At 67.2% G+C, this 18,021-nt stretch carries 14 protein-coding genes; 9 read left to right on the top strand and 5 right to left on the bottom strand.

Annotated features, from left to right (window positions below):
• Window positions 1-8 precede the first annotated feature (8 nt).
• From EJ913_RS03830 to EJ913_RS03840, 3 genes are all read right to left on the bottom strand, one after another.
• Window positions 9-1,397 carry a bifunctional enoyl-CoA hydratase/phosphate acetyltransferase gene (locus tag EJ913_RS03830; RefSeq protein WP_126995435.1) on the bottom strand — a complete coding sequence of 463 codons (1,389 nt, stop codon included), beginning with the start codon at window positions 1,395-1,397 and terminating at the stop codon, window positions 9-11.
• A 476-nt stretch (window positions 1,398-1,873) separates the two neighbouring features.
• Window positions 1,874-4,054 (bottom strand): sensor histidine kinase, encoded by a 2,181-nt coding sequence (locus EJ913_RS03835; protein WP_126994965.1) that lies wholly within the window; start codon window positions 4,052-4,054, stop codon window positions 1,874-1,876.
• A gap of 273 nt (window positions 4,055-4,327) precedes the next feature.
• Window positions 4,328-5,722 (bottom strand): hybrid sensor histidine kinase/response regulator, encoded by a 1,395-nt coding sequence (locus EJ913_RS03840; RefSeq protein WP_244939228.1) that lies wholly within the window; start codon window positions 5,720-5,722, stop codon window positions 4,328-4,330.
• A 333-nt stretch (window positions 5,723-6,055) separates the two neighbouring features.
• Between EJ913_RS03840 and EJ913_RS03845 the strand changes: the two genes are divergently transcribed.
• The 3 genes from EJ913_RS03845 (at window position 6,056) to EJ913_RS03855 (ending at window position 9,167) form a co-directional block, all read left to right on the top strand.
• Window positions 6,056-7,696 (top strand): sensor histidine kinase, encoded by a 1,641-nt coding sequence (locus EJ913_RS03845; protein WP_126994967.1) that lies wholly within the window; start codon window positions 6,056-6,058, stop codon window positions 7,694-7,696.
• A gap of 90 nt (window positions 7,697-7,786) precedes the next feature.
• Window positions 7,787-8,302 carry an MmcB family DNA repair protein gene (locus EJ913_RS03850; protein ID WP_126994969.1) on the top strand — a complete coding sequence of 172 codons (516 nt, stop codon included), beginning with the start codon at window positions 7,787-7,789 and terminating at the stop codon, window positions 8,300-8,302.
• 97 nt (window positions 8,303-8,399) lie between these two features.
• Entirely contained in the window at window positions 8,400-9,167 is a 768-nt protein-coding gene (locus EJ913_RS03855; RefSeq protein WP_244939229.1) for a response regulator, read from the top strand.
• Window positions 9,168-9,198: 31 nt separating this feature from the next.
• On the opposite strand, the gene EJ913_RS03860 is transcribed toward EJ913_RS03855, so the two are convergent.
• On the bottom strand, window positions 9,199-10,434 hold the full coding sequence (locus EJ913_RS03860) for a serine hydrolase (RefSeq protein WP_238519918.1): 1,236 nt from the start codon (window positions 10,432-10,434) through the stop codon (window positions 9,199-9,201).
• Between the two features lie 341 nt (window positions 10,435-10,775).
• Here EJ913_RS03860 and EJ913_RS03865 point away from each other — a divergent pair, with 341 nt between their 5' ends.
• Complete coding sequence (locus tag EJ913_RS03865; protein ID WP_244939230.1) at window positions 10,776-11,576, top strand: hypothetical protein; 801 nt, start codon at window positions 10,776-10,778, stop codon at window positions 11,574-11,576.
• A gap of 64 nt (window positions 11,577-11,640) precedes the next feature.
• On the opposite strand, the gene EJ913_RS03870 is transcribed toward EJ913_RS03865, so the two are convergent.
• Window positions 11,641-12,402, bottom strand: a complete 762-nt coding sequence (locus EJ913_RS03870; RefSeq protein WP_126994973.1) for a proteasome-type protease — start codon at window positions 12,400-12,402, stop codon at window positions 11,641-11,643.
• Between the two features lie 413 nt (window positions 12,403-12,815).
• Between EJ913_RS03870 and EJ913_RS03875 the strand changes: the two genes are divergently transcribed.
• From EJ913_RS03875 to EJ913_RS03895, 5 genes are all read left to right on the top strand, one after another.
• Window positions 12,816-13,328, top strand: a complete 513-nt coding sequence (locus EJ913_RS03875; protein ID WP_126994975.1) for a phasin family protein — start codon at window positions 12,816-12,818, stop codon at window positions 13,326-13,328.
• 306 nt (window positions 13,329-13,634) lie between these two features.
• Entirely contained in the window at window positions 13,635-14,111 is a 477-nt protein-coding gene (locus EJ913_RS03880) for a phasin family protein (protein ID WP_126994977.1), read from the top strand.
• 273 nt (window positions 14,112-14,384) lie between these two features.
• The gene (gene clpS, locus EJ913_RS03885; RefSeq protein ID WP_126994979.1) at window positions 14,385-14,711 is read left to right on the top strand and encodes an ATP-dependent Clp protease adapter ClpS; all 327 of its coding nucleotides are present in this window, start codon (window positions 14,385-14,387) and stop codon (window positions 14,709-14,711) included.
• 8 nt (window positions 14,712-14,719) lie between these two features.
• Complete coding sequence (clpA, locus tag EJ913_RS03890; protein ID WP_126994981.1) at window positions 14,720-17,038, top strand: ATP-dependent Clp protease ATP-binding subunit ClpA; 2,319 nt, start codon at window positions 14,720-14,722, stop codon at window positions 17,036-17,038.
• 156 nt (window positions 17,039-17,194) lie between these two features.
• On the top strand, window positions 17,195-17,983 hold the full coding sequence (locus EJ913_RS03895; RefSeq protein WP_126995443.1) for an NAD kinase: 789 nt from the start codon (window positions 17,195-17,197) through the stop codon (window positions 17,981-17,983).
• The last annotated feature ends 38 nt before the right edge of the window (window positions 17,984-18,021 follow it).

An 18,021-nucleotide genomic window follows, 5' to 3' on the forward strand; every position in this document is an offset into this window, starting at 1 on the left:
CGTCCTCCTCACTCGGCGGCCGAGGCGGCGCCACGGCGTCGGGCGGCGGCGGACAGCACCGCGACGGCGCAGGAGGCCAGACGGGTGCGGACGTTGTCGGCGCGGCTGGTCAGGATGATCGGCACGCGGGCGCCGAGCACGATGCCGGCGGCGTCGGCGTGGGCCAGGAAGGACAACTGCTTGGCCAGCATGTTGCCGGCCTCCAGGTCGGGGACCAGCAGGATGTCGGCCTTGCCCGACACGTCGGACGTGATGCCCTTGGTGATCGCGGCCTCGCGGCTGATAGCGTTGTCGAAGGCCAGCGGGCCGTCGAGGATCCCGCCGGTGATCTGGCCGCGGTCGGCCATCTTGCACAGCGCGGCGGCTTCCAGCGTCGAGGCGATCTTCGGGTTCACCGTCTCGACCGCCGACAGGATGGCGACGCGCGGCACCTCGACGCCCAGCACCTTGGCGAGGTCGATGGCGTTCTGGACGATGTGGACCTTGTCCTCCAGCGTCGGGTAGATGTTGATCGCCGCGTCGGTGATCAGCAGCGGGCGCGGGTAGGTCGGCACGTTCATCACGAAGACGTGGCTGAGGCGCCGGCCGGTGCGCAGGCCGGTCTCCTTGCGGACGACCTCGCCCATCAGCTCGTCGGTGTGCAACGAACCCTTCATCACAGCCTCGACCTCGCCGGTGCGGGCCAGACGGACGCCGGTCTCGGCCGAGGCGTGGCTGTGCGGCACGTCGATGATGCGGAAGCGGGAGATGTCCAGCCCGAAGGTCTCGGCGACCGAACGGATCTTGGATTCCGGACCGACCAGGATCGGGTCGATCAGGTTGGCCTCGGCGGCCTCGACGGCGCCGCGCAGCGAGCTTTCGTCGCAGGGATGCACGACGGCGGTCGGCACCGGCGGCAGCGCCTCGCACTTCTTCAGCATCAGCTCGTGGCCGTCGTGCCGGATGACCTGCACCTGCGGCAGTTCGGTGACGGCGCGGCGGACCTTCTCGGTCGGGGCGATCACCTCGGCGACGCCGGACAGCACGGTCTTGCCGTCCTGGTTGGCGGCGAGGCAGTCGAACACCACCGTCTTGCGCTCGGGATCCTTGGACTTGGCGGTGACGGTGACGGTGACGATGTCGCCCAGCAGCACCGGGCGCTGGAAGCGCAGATCCTGCCCGACATAGACGGTCCCAGGGCCGGGCAGCAGCGTGCCCAACACCGCCGAGATCAGCGACCCCGACCACATGCCGTGCCCGACCACCTTGTGGTCGTCGGCGTAGCTCTCGTCGATGTGCGAGGGGTTCAGGTCACCGGACACCGTGGCGAACAGCTCGATGTCGGACATGGTCAGACGGCGCGACAGGCTGGCCTGCTGCCCGATCTGGATTTCGTCGAACGTGATGTTTTCGATCATGGTGCTGCCGTTGTTGCCGGTCGGAACGGTGCCGCTGCGGCCGTAGAGGTCGGACGCGAGGGCGGCGGTGACGGTGTCCATCTCAAGCTCCTAAAAGGATCGCGGCGCCGGACGCCCGGTGTTTCCCGGTCCGGTTTTGGGCCGTGTCCTCCCGATCCCGGTTCCTTCGAAAAGGCCTGGACCCGTGTTGTTGGGTTCCTTCGAAACGGAACCAAAAGCTGTCAAGGAAAGGCGCCCAATAAGGCGGCTTCCATGCGGCGCCATAAATAGCGCCGAACCCCCCGCCGCCCAATGACCTATGTCAAAAGACCTTGTTAAGCCGTTGTTACAGCAAAGTTACTAAGTTCTTTTCGGAAAACTGAGCAGTCGCAGCATAGCGGAAACTTGCGCAACCGGAACGGGGAAATCCCACCCCATCACGAGACTGCCACGATTTTGCAACGCGGGGAATGGATTACGCCCGCGCACAACGGGCGTCAGACCATGGATTCCGCCCGCAGGACCAGCGGAACGCTGATGGAGAACACCGTGCCCCGCCCCACGCGGGACTGAACCGTCACCGGGTGGTCGAGGATCTGCGCGGTGCGGCGCACGATGGACAGGCCGAGGCCAAGGCCGCCCGTGCTGTCGCGCCGGTCGGTGCCGCAGCGGTAGAAATCCTCGAAGATGGCCGACATCTGGTCGGCCGGTATGCCCGGACCGGTGTCCCAGACCTCGATCGCCAACCGGTCGCCCCGGCGACGGCATCCCATCAGGATGCTCCCCCGCTCCGTGTAGCGGAGCGCGTTGACCAGCAGGTTGCGCAGCATCCGCTCCAGCAGGATCGGGTCGCTGCACACCCGCGCCGACGACGGCACGGCGCGCAGCGTCAGGCCGCGTTCGAGGGCCTGCTCGGCGATCTCCGTCACCAGCCGGGACAGGATCTCGTGGACGTCGAACTCGATCACGCGGGGCTGGACGTTCCCCGCCTCCAGCGCCGAGGTGTCGAGCAGCGCGGAAAGCAGCGCGTTTCCGGCGGTCAACGCCTCCCCCAGCTTGCCGGCGATTTCCAGATGCTGGGGATCGGTCAGCTTGCTGACCAGGATGTGATGGAACAGGCTCATGGCCTGGAAGGGTTGGCGCAGATCGTGGCTGGCCGCCGCGAGGAAGCGGGATTTGGCTTGGTTGGCGTGTTCCGCCTCGCCATGGGCGTCGGCCAGCGCCTGCCGGATTTCCCAAGCCTCGGTCACGTCGATGGCGGCCGAGAACAGCCCCGACACGGCGCCCGAATCGTCGTGCATCGGCTCCACGGAGAGGTCGAACACCTTCCTCTGCCCGCCGACGGTCAAAGGAACCTCCTGGCGAACGCCGATTCCCGTCTCCAGCACCGGCCGCTTGATCGCGTCCAGCAACGCCGCGTCCTCCGCGTCGTACAGGTCGGCGTGGCTGTGCCCGATCAGATCCTCCGGCATGCGGGCGGCCTGTGGACTGTAGATCCAGAGATAGCGCAGGTCGCGGTCCTGGCTGAACAGGGCCACTCGCGAGTGGCGGAGCGCGAGGCGGAAACGTTCCTCGCTCTCGCGCAGCGCGCGGGCCATGGCGGCGCGTGCGCGGGCTTCCCTCTGCAACAGGCGCTTGGCGCACGCCTCGCGCCGGACATAGCCGACCAAACCTCCGGTCAGCAGCAGCCCGCACCCCAGAATCATCCAGGCCGACCGGTTCTGCGGACCGAACAGCGACGGTGGCTGCGGCACCACCAGCAGACGCCAGGACCGGCCACCGAAGCCTATCCCATGCGCGATGGCCGGGGTTTCGGCCAGCCTCTCCATGGGCAAGGGCGCGAAGGGCTCGCTCCGCTCCAGCGCGCCGGGACGGGCCGCGAGAACCCGCGTCGCCGACGCGGTCCAGCCGCCGATCAGATAGGCGTCGCCGACGCTCAACCCCACCTGTCCGGCGGCGGCGTTCAACAGTTGGTCCAGTTGGAACGTTGCCCACACATAGCCGGTGAGCGCGTTGCAGCGCGCCTCGCCGCCCGCGCCCTGCGTGTCGCGCGCGTAGACCGGTAGGAAAGCGGTGGCCGCCCCCGGAGCGGAGGCATCGGCCAGCGCGGACGCGGCGTCCGTCGCGACGATATCGCCGGACCGGCAGGCCCGGGACAGAAGCGCTGCGCGGTCCGGCGAGGACGTGATGTCCAGGCCGATCAGGCCTTCGGCGGCGCCAGACGGTTCGACCAGCAGGTTGACATGCAGGTGCTGGGCCGCCAAAGCCGCCGGACCGGTGCCAAGGCGCAGCCTGAAGCCCGGCTGGCCTTCCGCCCTCATCGCGCTTTCCAGCGACGGCGCTTCGGAGGCTGGAATCCGACGCGCCCAAGCCACGGCGCGCAGGGCCGGGTATAGGGGCAGCAGCGGTTCAGCCAGCATGGCAAAACCGCTTCGCGTGACCGGCGCGGTCCCGGCGAGCGGCCCACTCAGGGCACGCAGGAGCAGGACGTGGCGGTCGATGTACTCCTTTAGCGTGTCGTGCAACTGGGCGGCCTGACGTTCGGCCAGCGCGTGCTCCGCATCCCACGAGGCTTGGCGCACCAGAAGAAAGGCCGCCAGCGACAGCAGCACACCCGCCGCGACCATCACCGGCACAGCCGGCGTGCTCCCCTCCGTCCACCACCCTATCGATGCCATGCCGCCGCCGCCCCCGCGCCCTGCCGCATTTCGAACATTCGTGCCTGGGATAACCGTAACAAAGTTACCAAGAGTGATTGTAGCAAAGCCAGGGCGAGAGACCCCAAACAAAAACAGCCTATCCACCGAAAGGATGACACGATTCCGTGAGGAAACGAGATAAACAGACAGACAATAAAGTCAACCTGTCAGGAAATGACGATATTTGTCGATCTCTTCCAGAAATATTGCAATTTTGACATTATCGTGTGGAGCCATAATGGAAGATATCATTTATGGACTTCCAGAATCCCGACTCAGAAGCCGCGACACCGCAACACGGAGCGCCAGCGGAGCGATTGGTTTGTGCAGCAAAGTGTACCCAGACAAGCGCGCCTCCCGCAGCCGTTTGGGATCGGTGTCCCCGGTCAGGATCATGCCGGGCACCGGCTGGCCGAGAAGCTGGACGATCTGGCGGATGGCGACGATCCCGTTGGCCGTTCCCTTAAGGCGCAGGTCGGAGATGATCAGATCCGGCGGTTGCGGCGCCGGGCCGAGCCGCTCGACGGCGCCGTCGTAGGATTCGGCGGCGAGCACCGCACAGCCCCATTGGCCGAGCAGCGCCTCCAGCGCGGCCAGCACCATCGGATCGTCCTCGATGAGCAGGACGCGGGCGCGGCTGATGTCCGGAACGTCCTGGTTCGCCTGGGGCGCCGGGGTGTAAGCGCGCCCCACCCCCTCCCCATCGGCAGCCCGGGGAACGGTGACGGCGAAGAGGGTGCCGCGCCCCTCGACCGAGCAGACCTCCAGGCGCAGGCCGAGCCGCCGGGCCAGCCCGCGCGCCAGGGCCAAGCCGAGGCCGAGCGTGCCGGGGCCGTCGCCGGCCGGCCGCTCCAGCTCGTCTCTCAGGGCTTGAAGCTGGACCGGCGTCAGACCGCGCCCGCTGTCCCACAGCTCCACGCGCACGCCGTCGCCGCGCGGGCGGCAGCCCAACACCACGCGCCCTCGCGGCGTCTGGCGCAGCGCGTTGGCGATCAGCCCATGCAGCAGCCGTTCCAACAGTCCCGAGTCGGTGTGGACGATGGCCGAGCAGGGCATGACGGTGAAGCGGGACCCGCGCTCCGCAAAGCGCGGCACCACGTCGAGCGCCAGCCGCATCAGCACGCCGTTGATCGCCTGCGGCCGGGTTTCCGGCTCGATCAGCCCGGCTTCCAGCCGTACCAGATCGAAATGGCCGTCCACCATGCTCCGCATCGATTCGACAGCCTGCGCCATCGAGCGCAGCAGGTCGCGCGCGGCACGGTCCGCCGTCATCCGCCCGTCGAGCGTGCCGATCAGAAGCGACATGGCGGCCAGCGGCTGGCGCAGGTCATGGCTGGCCGCTGCGAACAGCCGGCCCGACAGATCGCTGGACCGGACCGGCGGCGGCACGGCCTTGCCGACGACCCGCAGGAAACCGCCGCCAGCCAGCGCCGCGTCGACGCACTGCGCCCCGTCGAACAGGGGCTGGAGCGCGGCCAGTTCCGCCCCGGCGACCAGAAGCCTGGAGGCGCCGGGAAGGGCGGCGGCGTCCGCCGTCCAGCCCTGCAGACGCCCCTCGCCGTCGAAGACCAGCGTGGGATCGCCGCTCCGGCTCTGCTCCATGCCCTTTGCACCGCCGCTTCCGGCGTCGCCTTGGCTGCCGTCCATGGTCACGGCTATCCATCCCGTCTTTCGCGCACCCGATGCAAAACAGTACGAGCCGCCCAACCCTTTGGAAAGCCAGCCATTCGTTAGACTGAAGTCCGCAAGAAGGGCCGTGGCGGATACGGAAAGATCGCTATTTTCTCAAATTTTATGTAAAAGTGTATTCTGTCCAAATCCCGTTTCAATTCGTCAAATATTCAGAGCGGATTCCATAATTCTCTTTATGGATTCTTAGGACTAGTGCGCGACGATCCCCGCATGGATAACGATACGGAAGCCTGGACCCGCGATCAACTCTCTGGCGATCGGACCTCCGATGGCCCGGCGACGGCCAGCATGTCCAACGTCGTCTTGCCACAACCGCCCGATGATCTTTCCACGGCGACCATCGCTCTGCTGGCCGACGCCGTGGGGATTTTCGCCGCGCTGCGCGGCGACGACGGCGCGGTCATCGACTTCGAATGGCGGCTCGCCAACCCGGCGGCCGAGACCCTGATCGGACACGGCCGGCTGACCGGTCGGCGGCTGCGCGGCGACGACCTCGTCCCTTGCTGCGCGGAGCTGTTTGCCGCCCTCGTCGCGGCGCTGGATGGGCCGGTGACCCGCACCCTCGATCTCCAGGGGAAGGGTCAAGCCGTGGTCGGGCGCTGGCGCCTATCGGCTTCGCCCTTTCCCGGCGGGGTCTGCGCGACACTGGCCGATCTCGGCCCCGACCGGCCGTCGATGGCCGAAACCCTGGCGACGGCGCTGGAACACGGCGCCGAAAGCTTCGCGCTGTTCGACGCGGACGACCGCCTGATCCATGCCACCGGCCGGCTGAAGCGTTTCTTGCCGGAGCTGGCCGATCTGCTGGTCCCCGGCGTCACCTTCGAGGCGCTGGTCCGCCGCACCGCCTGGATGGATGGCGCCCTCTCCACGGAGGCCGGACGCGAGCGCTGGGTGGAGGCCCGGCTGGCCAACCATCGCCACCCGGACAAGCCCTTCACGATGCGGGGCCAGGACGGGCGCTGGATTATGGTGCGCGAACAACGGCTTCCCGACGGCGGAGTCCTGGTCATCCACGCCGACGTCACGCCGATCAAGCAAACCGAGGAAGGCATCCGCACCCGCGAGGCCGAAGCCCGCGCCGCCCGGCGCGAGGCCGAACGCGCCAGCCGGGCCAAGAGCGACTTCCTCGCCCATATGAGCCACGAGCTGCGCACGCCCCTGAACGCCGTCCTGGGCTTTTCCGAGCTGCTGATGTCGGAGGCGTTCGGGCCGCTCGGCAGCGCGCGCTACCGCGCCTACGCCAACGACATCCACGACAGCGGCGCGCATCTGCTGGCGCTGATCGACGACATCCTCGATCTGTCGCGCATCGAGGCCGGACGCATGCCGCTGTCCGACGAGAACGTCGACGTCACCGCCCTGTCCCGGCAGGCCTTGACCATGCTGCGCGAGAAGGCGGCCGGAAAGGGCGTGACGCTGTCCACCGACATCGCCGCCGATTTGCCGCTGCTGCTGGGTGACCAGCGCGCGGTTCGCCAGATGCTGGTCAACCTGCTGAGCAACGCCGTGAAATTTACCCCGGCGGGCGGCCGGGCGATGGTGACGGCGTCGCTGATGCCGGATGGCGGCATCGGCATCATGGTGGCCGACACCGGCACCGGCATTCCCATCGACGACCTCGACCGCGTGCTGGAGCCGTTCGAGCGCTCCGACCTTGCCATCGCCCGCGTCACCGAGGGCACCGGGCTCGGTCTTCCCATCGTCAAGCGGTTGGTCGAACTGCATGGCGGACGGCTGGAACTGTTGAGCGAAATGGGCGTCGGCACCTCGGCGGTGCTGACCTTCCCACCCTCGCGCAGCCTGCCGCGCAATCTCTATCCGCCCCTGCCGCATTCGCATCGGCCTAACTTGGCTCAGCCCGCCGGGCGCCAGAATGCAAGCCACAAGGCCGATGTCCCCAAGACCGATGTCCCCAAGACCGGCGGCTGATTCCCCGTTCCCTTTTTGCCCCTTGGCTCCGGGTCCCGAAGCGGTCATTCTGCCGCCATGTTCCCGACCCGTTCCAGCGCGTCCCGCCCCATGCCCGACACCGCCACTTCTCTGCCCGCTCCCCGGCCCGAGCCCTTGGAGGACGCCGTTCCGTCCGGCCTCGCGGCCGGTGGGGCGGCGCCGATCTTCCGTGGCGTCCGCCGGGCGCTCGCCATGCGCGGCTTCGCCAGCCTGATGGAGTTTCGGCTCGCCTGCGGACGGCGCGCCGACGTGCTGGCGCTGGACGAGGCTGGCACCATCGTCATCGTCGAGGTCAAGAGCGGCGTCCCGGATTTCCGTTCCGACCAGAAATGGCCGGAATACCGTGACTGGTGCGACACCTTCTATTTCGCGGTGGACGACGCCTTTCCGACCGAACTCATCCCGGAGGATTGCGGGCTGATGGTCGCCGACGCCTACGGCGCCGAGGTGCTGCGCGAGGCCCCGCTCCGCAAGCTCGCCCCCGCCCGCCGCAAGACCCTGCTGCTGCGCGCCGCCTTGGCCGGGGCCGGGCGGCTGCACCGGATCGAGGACCCGATGTTCACCCAGGCGCCGCCCACGGTGTGAGCGCCCACGGTGTGAACAGGATGTGAGCCACCCGGCCGATGCGCGCCGCGCGCGAAACCGCTAGACTGTGCCGAGACGGACGGGGAGACGGACCAGCATGCGAGCGAACGGAACGGCGGGCCCCTTGCGCATCCTGCTGGCGGAGGACGAGGCGGTGAACCGCATGGCCGCCCTCGCCATGCTGCGCCGCGCCGGCCACACGGTGGTCGCCGTGGAGGATGGGCCATCCGCCGTGGCCGCCGCCACCGGAGGCGTGGAGGGGGAAGGTTTCGACCTCGTCCTGATGGATCTTGGCCTTCCGGGCTTCGACGGGGACGAGGCGGTGCGCCGCATCAACGCCCGATCCAACGGAGCGGTGTCCGGACCGCGCATCCTGATGCTGACCGCCACCGCCACGCCCGGCGGGCTGGAGCGTTGCCAGGGTTGCGGCGCCGATGGCGTTCTATCGAAACCCTTGCGCCTCGACGCGCTGGAGGCGGCCCTGCGCGGCGAGACGCCGGTTGCCGTCGCCACCCCCGATGCTTTCGATCCCCGCGCCATCGCGCAGATGCGGGACCTGCTGCCGCCCGCCCGCGTGGCCGAATTGATCGGGAAGACCGCCGGCACCCTGCGCCAGTATCGCGTGACCCTGGCCGAGGCGTGGCGCGGCGCGGACCGGCCGATGCTCAGCATGATGGCGCACAAGGTGGCGGGCGTGTCGGCGCAGTACGGGTGCCTCGGCCTGAGGCGCGCGGCGCAGGCGCTCGAAGCGGCGGTGGAAGCCGGACCCCAGGATGTCGGTGTTTTCCTGGAGGCGCTGGACGCGGCCTATGGACCGGCCTTGGCCTATCTGGACGCCCGCGCGGCGGAAACCGCCGCCTTCTGAAAAAAAACGGGCGGCCCAGCCGCCCGAAGCCTTACAGCTTGTCGTTCGGGGAGACCGCCATGCAGCGGTGGCCATGCTTGTTCAGTGTCGCGCAGGCTTGGCGCGCTTCCTTTTCATCCATCCCGACCATGCGGGCGCGGTAGACCTTGTCCTTGCCGGTCTTGACCTCGGTGACCGTGTGCTTGGCGCCGCGCAGCAGGAAGGGCGCCTGCTTGGCCGCCTGCGTCAGGGCCTTCTGCCCGGCCGCCTTGCTGGAGAAGGCGCCGACCTGGATGCCCCAGCCGTTGCCCGACTTCCCGCCCGATGCGACGGGCGCGGCCGATGGTGCGGACACCTTCTGCACCGGCGTGGCCTTGCGCACCGCCAGCTTGCCCTTCGCCACGGGCTCGTCGTCGTTGTCGCCCTCGGCCTCCGGGGCGGCGCGCGACGAACGCTCGGCGCTGGCGACCAGCGGGCCGTCCTCGCGCCCGCGGTTGGGCTTGCCGAAGGCTTGGTCGAGCAGCGCCTCCATCCGGTTGTCGCGCGAGACCGCCGACTTGCCGCCCATCACCACGCCGACCAGCCGGCGCCCGTCGCGGGTGGCCGAGGCGGCAAGGTTGAAGCCCGAGGCCACCGTGTAGCCGGTCTTGATGCCGTCCATGCCCTCGTAACGGGACATCAGGTGGTTGTGGTTGGCCAGCGGCCGGCCGCCGTAGACGAAGCTGCGGCGGCTGAAATAGGGGTAGTATTTCGGGTGGTCGGCCAGCATGGCGCGCGACAGGATCGAGAAGTCGCGGGCGGTGGTGACCTGCTCCATGTTCGGCAAGCCGGACGCGTTGCGGAACAAGGTGTTGCGCATCCCCAGCTCGCGCGCCTTGCGGGTCATCATCTCGGCGAAGCGGGTTTCGCTGCCGCCCAGCGCCTCCGCCAGCACCACGGCGGCGTCGTTGGCCGACTTGGTGACCAGCCCGAGGATCGCCGTCTCCACCCGCAGGGACGAGCCGGCGCGCAGGCCGAGTTTGGTCGGCGACATGCTCTCCGCCCAGGAGGACACCGGCAGCGCCTGGTCCAGCGACAGGCGACCGTCGTCCAGCGCGTCGAAGGTCAGGTACAGCGTCATCATCTTGGTCAGCGACGCCGGATGGGTGACCGCGTCGGCGTCCTGCTCGTGCAGAACCTCGCCGGTGCGGGCGTCGACGATGATCGACGCCGCCTTGGCGGCCAGCGCCTCCGCCGAGGTCAGCAGGGCGCTCGAAAGAGCGGCGACGACGAACAAGGTCCGCGCCAAACGCCTCACGCTCCGCCCGCCATCCGCTTCCATCGCGCGAAAAGCGAATGGAAACAGTCCGGTACGAACGGTGCTGCGCGTTACTGTCATGATGGCCCCGCCGAAGGCTAATATTTGCCGCTTGGTGCAATGGTAAATTCGTGCCAAATCAGTGTCTAGCAGGAATTCGTTAATTTCTTGCTTTGGCTTTTCGGATGGTCTGTGACCAAAATGGGATGAGGACACGGCCAGACGGGCTATGCCGGGAACCAGCCGACCCCAGGCCCGCGTTCCCGTTTCGGCGGTGCAGGACCCGCGCGGCCGATCCCGTATCAGACGTTGCGCAGGCGAGGCAAGAGACGATGAGCCGCAGACACCGCGAACGTATCCACCGCGAACGCATCCGCCCCGGCCACGCCCTGGGCCCTGCTCTCTCCCTGGCGCTGGCCGCGCTGCTGGGGGGCTGCGCCGCCTTCGGCCCGACCGACAACCCGATCGCCCGCAAGCTGACGTGGTTCAGCTACCTGAACGGCGACGATCTGCGCGTCTCCTGCGGCAAGGAGGGCGCCGACCGGTTCCGGATGGTCTTCAACGCCGATTACAACCGCCATGTCCGCACCTACGACATCATCGGCGCCCCCGTGGAAAGCGGCGGCGGTGCGAAGATCGAGGCGAGGGTGATCGAGGCGACCGACCTCGCCCGGCTGAACCCGCTCGACCCGCTGTCGGCCGCGCGCGGGCGGACCGCGACGCTGCAGCTCAACCCTGGACAGTTCGCCAGCTTCATCGGGCGGCTGCGCGAGAGCGGCGCCTTCGAGCCGCCGCCGGACGGACTGCGCCTGCCGTCGAATGGAATCTATTGGCTGATCAACGGCTGCCGGGGCGGCCAGTGGTTCTTCTCCGCCCATCCCTACCCGTCCGGGCGCTTCACCGACGCCCGTTTTCTGGAGCCGTTGCAGCTCCTGGACGCCACCGGCATCCCCCTGCCCACGCTGCCCGATCCCGACGACGCCCCGCGCAGCCTGCCATCGGCCCATGAGCAGGCGGAAGGCGGGGGCGTGTTCTTCGAAATCCAGGTGGCCGACCGCGGTCTCGTCGGCCCGACCGCCACCTTCGGCGACTGGCTGCCGAGTGGAGCCCTGGCGGACCTGCTCAACCGCTGATCCGAAACCCGGCGGGCTGGCCCCCTGCCCCGCTCGGCGGGAAGAGGGGGCCCGGCCGCTCCACTCAGACCGGCTCGTCGCTGCGGACGGGAATGCGCAACGCGTCGGGAACCAGCGTCTCCACCCAGGGGCCGTCCGGCATGCGGCGGGCCAGTTCGGTGATGTTGCGGTTCCACCATTGGCGCTGTTCGCTGAGGTCGTCGTAATCGTAGTTCGACTGGCGCCACGTCCGCTGGTCGGCGTGGTAGGACACCATGTCGATCGGGAAGCCGACGTCGTTGGTCGAGAAGCGCGTGCTGTCGAAGGACAGATAGGCCAGCTTCAGCGCCGTCTGCATGTCGGTGCCGTAGGACAGCGCGCGGTCCAGGATCGGCTTGCCGTAGGCGGTGGCGCCGATGGACAGGTAGGGCGTGCGCTCGTCCACCTCGATCCAGTTGCCCTCCGGGTAGACCAGGAACATGTAGGGCTCGCGGTCCTCGGCCAGTTGCCCGCCGATGATGGCGTGCAGGTTGAACGCCAGCTTCGACGCCTCCAGCGATTCGCGGTCCTCGGTGGCGACTTGGCGCAGGCAGGTGGTGAAGGCCGAAACCGCGTCGAGCATGGTCGAATAGGATTCGCCCCGGCGCTTGAGCATGTCGCGGCGCAGATAGGCCAGCGTCTTGTCGCGCACGCTGCGCAGGCCCGAGTTCATGATGAAGAAGCGGTCGCCGCCGCTGCCCATCATCGTCACTTTGCGGGCCGAGGAAAGCTGGGAGCCGCTGGTGATGCGCCCGTCCGACAGACCGATCAGGCCGTCACGTGTCTTGATGCCGAGGCAATAGGTCATGGTCGAAAGGTCCTGGCTGGAAACATCCGGGTTGGGCGGCCTTGCCTGCGACGCTTGGACGCGCCGTTTCTTACCAAAGGCCAAGGCGCGCCCGGCGCATGGGCGCGTTACACTTGGCGCATATCCGGTAAAGCTTTCGTTAAGGAATTCAATCGAGATCCCTTGGCGCACAGGATGCAAGTCCGGATCGATTTCCCGTTTTCCGGGAATGGTGCGACGCACTAAACTCGCCGTTGACTCGCGCCGTGTGGTTTGTATAGTTTGCTCATATTGCAGTGCAGCAATTTTCGGCGCCGCGAATGGTGCCGGAACCGAACAACCGCAGCCGGCAGGCTTCGTGACCCGCGCCCTTTGCGGCCGGAGCCGAACCTCGCAACGGCGAGGCCAGCATCAGCCAGGAAGGAACGCGCGCCATGAACCAGTTCTCCCCGAAGTCGCTCGAGACCGTCACCGCCCAGGCCAAGGAGCAGTACGAGGGCTTCGTCAAGGCCGGCCAGGAGCAGACCGTCAAGCAGTTCGAGCAGACCGCCACCGCCGCCAAGGAACAGTTCGAGAAGGCGACCACCCAGCTCCTGAAGAGCTACGAGGACCTCCAGGCCGCCGGCAAGGCCAACGTCGAGGCGCTGGTCGAGAGCAGCAGCATCGCCGCCAAGGGCGCCGAGGATCTGAGCCGCGAGGTCGTCGCCTACAGCCAGTCGGCGCTGGACAAGACCATCACCACCGGCAAGGCCCTGCTGACCGCCAAGAGCCTCCAGGAAGTGGTCGAGTTGCAGAACAGCTTCCTCAAGTCCAGCTTCGACTCGCTGATCGCCGAGACGACCCGCATCCATGAGCTGTCGGTCAAGGTCACCAACGAGGCCCTGGCCCCGCTGAACGCCCGCGTGACCGCCACCGTCGAGACCCTCTCGAAGCCGATCGCCGCCTGAGGATCCTCGCGGATCGACCGGCAGCTTGAGAGCGGCCCGGCAACCCCACGCGGTTGCCGGGCCGCTCCCATTCTGGGCACTCCAAAGTTTCCCGCCCCTCACCCTTTATCGCGGGAAAGTTTTTGTGCGCCGCACAAAATCCCATTGACAAGCCGTCGGGTCTGCCTTAAAAACAGGCTATGTTGCGGTGCAACATATCTCGGGCGCCCGTTCCAACGGGGTCCGAGGGTCTCAACCCAGTCCGCCCCGGCTGCCGCTTTCGCGGGACCGCGCGGTTGATCCCTACAGAGCGTGAGGAGCCTTTCCATGTCCGACAAGTTCGCCGCCGCCACCAAGACCATCGAAGACGCCGTCTCGACCGCCAAGCTGAACCTGGAAGGCCTCGTGAAGGCCCAGCAGGAGCAGGTTGAGAAGGCTTCGGCCAAGATCCTCAAGAGCTACGACGAGCTGTCCGTCCTGACCAAGGGCAACGTCGACGCCGTCGTGAAGTCCAGCACCATCGTCGCCAAGGGCGCCGAGGAAGCCGGCAAGCAGGTCGCCGCCTTCACCCAGTCCTCGCTGGAGAAGAGCGTCTCGACCGGCAAGGCCCTGCTGGCCGTCAAGACCATCCAGGAGCTGATCGAGCTGCAGAACGCCTACACCAAGGCCAGCTTCGACGCCTTCGTGGCGGAGAGCACCAAGCTGCAGGAGCTGTCGGTCAAGATCGCCAACGAGGCGCTGGCGCCGCTGAGCGAGCGCGTCAACCTCGCGGTCGGCAAGCTGGCCAAGCCGGTCGCCGCCTGATCGCTGACGGATCTCCTCCGTTCGGGACAGCCCGGCGGCCCTTATGGGTCGCCGGGCTTTTTCGTTTTCAGGCCTCGCGCATCCGGCCTAGGACTTCCGGCAATTGCGCGGGCGCCGCCCCCGATGTTCCTATTCGGTGGTAGGGGCGGGGTCGCCGGTTCGAAGGGGGGTCTCCCAAATGGAGAGCATCCGCAAACGGCCCCTTCCCTCGGCGCCCGGATTGCCCATATCATCCTTATAGACAGTGCATCGCGAAGACATTCGATTGAGACCATGGCCGATTCCGACAAGCACGGCAACGACGGTACCAACAGCGGCGTGGTCATCAAGACCAAGCCGAAGACCAAAAAACCGTCGATGTACAAGGTCCTGATGCTGAACGACGACTACACTCCGATGGAGTTCGTCGTTCTGATTCTCGAACGCTTCTTCAGCAAATCGCGCGAGGAAGCGACCCGGATCATGCTGCATGTGCACCGGCGGGGTGTGGGGTTGTGCGGTGTGTTCACCTACGAGGTGGCGGAGACGAAAGTCACGCAGGTGATGGACTTCGCGCGCCAGCACCAGCATCCGCTGCAATGCACGTTAGAGAAGGATTAGACCCACACATGCTGTCGCGTAACCTGGAACAGACGCTGCACAGAGCCCTGGCCCACGCGAACGAGCGCAGGCATGAATACGCGACGCTCGAACATCTTCTTCTCGCGTTGACCGAGGACTCCGATGCAACCGCCGTCTTGCGCGCTTGCGGGATCGATTTGGACCGCTTGCGCGCCGAACTGTCGGATTACCTCAACAACGAGCTTGCGAACCTTATCACGAACAGGCCCGATGATGCCAAGCCGACGGCTGGTTTCCAGCGGGTGCTGCAACGTGCGGCCATCCACGTCCAGTCGTCGGGGCGTGAGGAGGTGACGGGAGCAAACGTGCTCGTCGCCTTGTTCTCTGAACGCGAGAGCCACGCGGTGTATTTCCTGCAGGAGCAGGAAATGACCCGGTTCGACGCGGTGAACTATATCTCTCACGGAATCGCGAAGGCTCCGGGCCGCTCGGAAACAAAGCGTGTCTCGGGCGCTGACGACGAGGCGGCGGCGGAGAAGGTCGTGAAAAAAGGCAGCGAGGCCCTCGAGGCTTATTGTGTCAATCTGAACAAGAAGGCCGTCGGCGGAAAGATCGATCCGCTGATCGGGCGGGAGCAGGAGGTCGAGCGGACCATCCAGATCCTGTGCCGCCGGTCGAAGAACAACCCGCTCTACGTCGGCGACCCCGGCGTGGGCAAGACCGCCATCGCCGAAGGGCTCGCCCGCCGCATCGTGCAGAACGAAGTGCCGGAAGTCCTGCGCAACGCCACCATCTTCGCGCTCGACATGGGCTCGCTGCTGGCCGGCACGCGTTACCGCGGCGACTTCGAGGAGCGGCTGAAGGCCGTCGTCTCGGAGTTGGAGGCGACCGAGGGCGCGGTCCTGTTCATCGACGAGATCCACACGGTGATCGGCGCCGGGGCGACCTCGGGCGGCGCGATGGACGCGTCCAACCTGCTGAAGCCGGCGCTCGCCTCCGGCGCGCTGCGCTGCATCGGCTCGACGACCTACAAGGAATACCGCAGCTATTTCGAGAAGGACCGGGCACTCGTCCGGCGCTTCCAGAAGATCGACGTCAACGAGCCGTCGGTCGAGGACGCGATCAAGATCCTCCAGGGTCTGAAGCCTTACTACGAGAAGCACCACAAGGTCAGCTACACCAACGACGCGATCCGCTCGGCGGTGGAGCTGTCGGCGAAGTACATCGGCGACCGCAAGCTGCCGGATAAAGCGATCGACATCATCGACGAGGTCGGCGCCGCGCAGATGCTGCTGCCGGAGAACAAGCGCCGCAAGAAGATCGGCGTGAAGGACGTGGAGGCGGTGGTCGCCAAGATCGCCCGCATCCCACCGAAGTCGGTCAGCCGCGACGACAAGGAAACCTTGCTGAACCTTGAGCGCGACCTGAAGACCATGGTCTTCGGCCAGAACAAGGCGATCGACAATCTCGTCTCGGCGATCAAGCTGGCCCGCGCCGGCCTGCGCGAACCGGAGAAGCCGATCGGCAACTACCTGTTCACCGGCCCGACCGGCGTCGGCAAGACCGAGGTGGCCCGCCAGCTCGCCATGACCCTCGGCATCGAGCTGACCCGCTTCGACATGTCGGAGTACATGGAGCGGCACACGGTGTCGCGCCTGATCGGCGCCCCGCCGGGCTATGTCGGCTTCGACCAGGGCGGCATGCTGACCGACGCCATCGACCAGCACCCGCACTGCGTGCTGCTGCTCGACGAGATCGAGAAGGCCCACCCGGATCTGTTCAACATCCTGTTGCAGATCATGGACCACGGGAAGCTGACCGATCACAACGGCAAGATCGTCGACTTCCGCAACGTCATCCTGATCATGACGTCGAACGCCGGCGCGTCGGACATGGCCAAGCCCGCCATCGGCTTCGAGCGGGAGCGCCGGGTCGGCGAGGACATCGAGGCGGTGGAGAAGCTGTTCACGCCGGAGTTCCGCAACCGGTTGGACGCGATCATCCCCTTCGCCCCGCTGACGCTGGAGGTCATCAGCCGCGTCGTCGACAAGTTCATCATGCAGATGGAAGCGCAGTTGGAAGACCGCGGCGTGTCCATCGAACTGAACGACGAAGCGCGCGAGTGGCTCGGCAAGAAGGGCTACGACCCGCTCTACGGCGCCCGCCCTCTGGGCCGGGTGATCCAGGAGTACCTGAAGAAGCCGCTCGCCGAGGAACTGCTGTTCGGCAAGCTCAGCAAGGGCGGTCTCGTCAAGGTCACGGTGCAGGACGACAAGCCGCACTTCGAGTACGCCGAAGGCAACCGTCCCAAGCGCACCTCGAGCGACGACGACGAGGAAGGTCTGGTCAACGAGATGGTCGAGTAGAACCGGCCGAATCGTGGACGCGAAGAAAAGGAGGCCTCACGGCCTCCTTTTTCTTTGCCCGGAAGGGCTTGAGCGGCGTTTCCCCGGCACCTCCACCTGCGCTATGGTCGCGGCATGACCGAACCGACGCCGACCGACTCCCTGATGCCCGTCGAGATGCCCGGCGCCGACGCTCTCCGCATGGCGTTTGCCTGCGCGGACACGGAGGAGGCCCGCACCGCCCGCAACCGGCTGGTCCACCGCTACGGCAACGCGCCGCTGGGCGAGGCCGACGCCATCGTCGCGTTGGGAGGGGACGGGTTCCTGCTGGAAACGCTGCACCGGGGGCTGTCGCTCAACCGCACGCGACCGATCCCGGTCTATGGGATGAATCGGGGATCAGTCGGCTTCCTGCTGAACGCCTACCGCGAGGACGATCTGGCCGAGCGGGTCGCCGCCGCCCAGCACGTCCACCTCCACCCCCTGCGGATGATCGCCACCCGCGTGAACGGCGAGCGGGTCGAGGCGCTGGGCATCAACGAGGTGTCGCTGCTGCGCGAGACCCGGCAGGCCGCCAAGCTGCGCATCACCGTGGACGGGATCGTACGCCTGCCGGAACTGATCTGCGACGGCGCCCTGGTGGCGACGCCGGCCGGCAGCACCGCCTACAACCTGTCGGCCCACGGCCCCATCGTGCCGCTGAACGCCGGGGTTCTGGCATTGACCCCCATCAGCGCCTTCCGCCCGCGGCGCTGGCGCGGCGCGCTGCTGCCGCACACCGCCACCATCACCTTCGACATCCTGGAGGAAGGCAAACGCCCGGTCAGCGCGGTCGCCGACTTCACCGAAGTGCGCGAGGTGTTGCAGGTCGAGGTTCGGGAGTGCCGCTCGGTGACGCTGACCTTGCTGTTCGACCCGGAACTGAACTTCGAGGAGCGCATCCTCAAGGAGCAGTTCGCGCCGTGATCAGGGGGTCACGGGGGGGCAACGTGCCCCCCTTCCCT

It is taken from the genome of Azospirillum doebereinerae (assembly GCF_003989665.1).
Taxonomy (GTDB): domain Bacteria; phylum Pseudomonadota; class Alphaproteobacteria; order Azospirillales; family Azospirillaceae; genus Azospirillum; species Azospirillum doebereinerae.